Source organism: candidate division KSB1 bacterium (genome assembly GCA_034505495.1).
Taxonomy (GTDB): domain Bacteria; phylum Zhuqueibacterota; class Zhuqueibacteria; order Residuimicrobiales; family Krinioviventaceae; genus Fontimicrobium_A.
In genome coordinates, this window is the sequence record JAPDQV010000029.1 from 6683 (window position 1) to 10732 (window position 4050).

The window sequence follows — 4050 nt, forward strand, 5'->3', positions numbered from 1 at the left end:
GCTCTGGCCTTCGGGCGTCGAATTGTCGGCAATGGGAAAGTCGGGCCCCTTGCCGACGGTTTCCATGCGGTCGGGGGCAATCCCCTGCTCGGTCAGAAATCTTTTAACAGATTCGGCTCTACGCAACGAAAGCCATCGATTGAAGGTTTCGGGCCCGGTATTATCCGTATGCCCTTCGATGCGGACACGAACTTCGGGATGCTCCATCAAGCTTTCTGCCACTTGCTTAAGAATTGTTTGCGCCTCGGATGTAAGCTCTGCACTGCCCAAAGCGAAATTGACGCCTTTTAGAATAAGCGGCCCGCCGCCTTTTTCGGGCATTTGAATCTTCGGTTCTACAGGCGGCTCAACAGGTTTTGGGGGAGTTTGTAGTTCAGGCGAAGTTTCGATAAGTTGGGCTGCTGCCGGTTCGGGTTTCAGTTCGACAGGTTTGATCTCCTCTACAATCTGCGGTTGCGCTTTCGGTTTCTTCTTGTTCAAGTAGTAGATGGAACTGAAGCGAAATTGATAGTATTTGTCATTGACATCGTTTTCGCCGACGTTATCTTTTTTGCTGTTGATCAAATGCAGACCGCGAAATTGAAAGTCCAATGCAATTTTTTTCGTTATTTGCCATTCAAAGCCGGCTCCGAAACCGATTAGTGCATTGGTTTCCATTCCGTAAAAGCTTTTTCCCCATCGCAGTTTTCCGTTTGTCAAAACATTCCCGTCTTTGGGACCTGTTCTCGCCAAATCCCAAAAGAGTAATCCTAATTCCCCTAAAGCATAAGGCTTGACCTGGTTTGCGGGTAGGGGAGTGTATCGAATAGTCAGATCGATGGGAAAAAGAAAAGTTCGAAACGGCGAATTGGCATCAGCATAGGTTGAAGTTCCAAAGCGCGCCGGCTTAAAAGTGCCGTAACCCATTTCAATGCTGCTCATTACATAAGGAGATATCCCATAACGTCCCTCGATATGACCCGAATAACTTAGCGAGGAACGATCCGCTTTGCCGCCCCAAAGCTTAAAAATGCCAAACGCCCCACCCGCACCGTAAATGGATTGCCAATCTTGGGCAGAAAGAACTGTACACGAAAAAACCACCCAGGACGCCAACACCTTGTGTTTCATACCCACCTCTTACCTTGATGAGTGATATTAGTTGGAAAACTTTTGAACTTTCCCGCCTTTCGCTAATGCATCTAACTTGCAGCTTGAAAAAATTATTTCATACTAAGCCTTCTTTTTTCAAAGTCGCGAGCTACTTTTGCCATTTCCAGTTTCCGTTTTCCCAATAGGCTTTCCATCCGCTCTTTTCCGCTCCAGCGGAAGCCAAATAATGCGTACGGGTTTTCCGGTCGAACTTGACGGCCGCAGGATTGCCGTCCGGGTCGCTCTGCGGCGCATCGGCAAGATAATGGAATCGCGGTTCCAGCTCATTTCGGTGACGCGCCAGCTCTTCGACCAACGGCGCTCGGGTCTCGCGCAATTTCGGGAATGTGCTTGCCGCCATGAACAAGCCCGCCTGACCTTCCCGCAGCAAAAAGTAGTCAGCCGACTTTGTACAACGGCACTCCGGCATGGGGATGGGTTTCATGACCGGCGGCGCCGGTTGACCGTTGCGCAGCAATTTGCGCGTATTTTTGCATTCGGAATTGGTGCAGGCAAAGAACTTGCCGAAGCGCCCGGTCTTGAGCTGCATGGGAGTGCCGCACCGTTCGCAGATCAACTCCGGACCGTCGTAGCCTTTAAGACGAAATTTGCCCGTCTCTACTAAACTTCCTGGACAGTCAGGGCTGTTGCCGCAAAGATACAGTCTACGGCTTTCATCGACCAACCAGCCGTCCATTGCCGACCCGCAAATCGGGCAGCGCTTTTTCTGCAGCAGCTCCATGGGATCCCCTTCATCCTCATCGCCGGATGCCGTCGATTCTTCGGCCGGAATGAGATTGAGGGTTCTTGTACAGCGATCCGGTCCCGCCTTTTCATAACCCGAACAGCTGAGGAACACGCCGGTTGCGCCCGTGCGAACGACCATCTGTCTTCCGCAATTTGGGCAGTTAATATTAACCAGCAAAGGCTCGTTGCGGCGCATAGTCTGTTCCGCTTCCGTCAATCGCTTTTTAAAATCGGCATAAAAGTCGTCCAACATCTGCCGCCAGTTACGGTTGCCTTGTGCAATCTCATCGAGACCCGTCTCCATGCCGGCGGTAAAGTCGTAATCCATCAAATTCTGAAAGTTCTCCATCAGGCGGTCGGTCACGATCTCGCCGATCTTCATTGCGTAAAAGCGGCGGTTTTTCAACTGGACGTAGCCGCGTTCCTGAATGGTCGAAATAATGGAAGCGTAAGTGGACGGACGGCCGATGCCGCGCTTTTCCAGCTCCTTGACCAGGCTCGCCTCTGTGTAGCGTGCGGGCGGCTTGGTAAAATGCTGCTGCGGATCCAATTCGACGAGATTCAGCTTTTGTCCGACCTCTACGTGCGGCAACGGCTGATTCTCCTCGGATTTCTGCGGCGGGAGGACCTTCATCCAGCCGTCGAAGCGAAGCACGCTGCCGGTTGCCTTCAATTCATAGTCGCCTGCACCGATGGCGATGGTCGTACGATCGAATTCCGCCGGCGGCATCTGACAGGCGACAAACTGCCTCCAGATCAGCTCATAAAGTCGAGCTGCATCTTTATTGAGCGAAGCGATGCTGCCCGGACCTTTGCTAACATCCGTAGGCCGAATGGCCTCGTGCGCTTCCTGCGCCGTAGGTCCGCTCTGATAATAGTTCGGCGTGGCAGGCAAATATTTTTCACCGAAAGCGGAACGAATGTATTCGCGACATGCCGCCAGGGCCTCGGCGCTGATGTTGCGGGAATCGGTGCGCATGTAGGTGATATGCCCTTCCTGGTAAAGCTGCTGCGCCAATGCCATGGTCTTTTTGGTGCTGAAACCGAGTCGCGAAAAAGCCGCCTGCTGCAGCGTGCTGGTGATGAAAGGCGGATAGGGATTCTGTTTGACCGGCGAAACTTTGTAATCCTGCACAACATATTCCGCATCCTGCAGAATCGCCAAAGCTGCATCGATTTCATCGCGCGATTTCGGCTCGAACTTTTCGCCCCGACAGGCAGTGACTCGTGCGCGAAACGGCAGCTCGGCCTTGAGGATGGCATAAAGTTCCCAATATTCTTCCGGCACAAAGGCGTGAATTTCCCGCTCCCGTTCGACGATAAGCCGCACGGCAACCGACTGGACGCGTCCGGCAGAGAGTCCCCGCGCAATCTTTTTCCACAAAAGGGGGGAAAGCATATAGCCTACCACGCGATCGAGAAAGCGGCGCGTCTGCTGCGCCTGAACGCGCTGCATGTTCAGATCGCCGGGCTGGGCAAACGCCTGCTGAATGGCCGGACGAGTGATCTCGCTAAAGGTGACGCGGCGGTATTTGCGCAGATCCCCGCCGATCGCTTCGCGCAAATGCCAGGCGATCGCCTCGCCCTCGCGATCCAAATCGGTTGCCAGATAGATCTCTTCGGCTTCGGCGGCCGCCTTTTTGAGTTCCTGAAGGATCTTTCGCTTGTCGGGCAAGATGACGTAATGCGCCTGCCAGCCGTTCTCCGGATCCACCCCCATCACCCGTACCAGGTTCTCATACTCGCGCCGGCGCTTCAGTTGTTCCTTCTCCTGCTCGGACAGCGTTTTGGGAAGCGGCGAAGCTTTTGGTTTCTCTTCTAAATCTTTTGCCGATGTCGGCAGATCACGGATATGGCCGACGCTCGACTTGACCAAATAGTCTTTGCCCAAATATTTGTTGATGGTTTTCGCTTTTGCCGGAGACTCAACAATGACCAGTTTCAATTCCGCCCTTTCATTAAAAACCCTTGGGAAATGTAATGACATGCATTACCATTTGCAAGTTTTACCTTGTGCTGTTGCAGGAAAAATCTTGAAATCGTACTAAAAATTGTTTACCATATTCCGTGCTTTTTCATCAATGAAGCTTTTATTCGGTATTCGGTTTGGAAAATACACGGTGATTGCATCCTTTTTTCGGCTTTTTAATCAAATTCGTGAATATTTTTTTA

Annotated in this window: 2 protein-coding genes; both read right to left on the minus strand. The window is 52.1% G+C overall.

Annotated features, from left to right (window positions below):
- A partial coding sequence (locus ONB24_11200) for an OmpA family protein (protein ID MDZ7316683.1) occupies positions 1–1110 on the minus strand: 1110 nt, incomplete at its 3' end.
- A gap of 130 nt (positions 1111–1240) precedes the next feature.
- Complete coding sequence (gene topA / locus ONB24_11205) at positions 1241–3823, minus strand: type I DNA topoisomerase (GenBank protein ID MDZ7316684.1); 2583 nt, start codon at positions 3821–3823, stop codon at positions 1241–1243.
- Between the last annotated feature and the right edge of the window lie 227 nt (positions 3824–4050).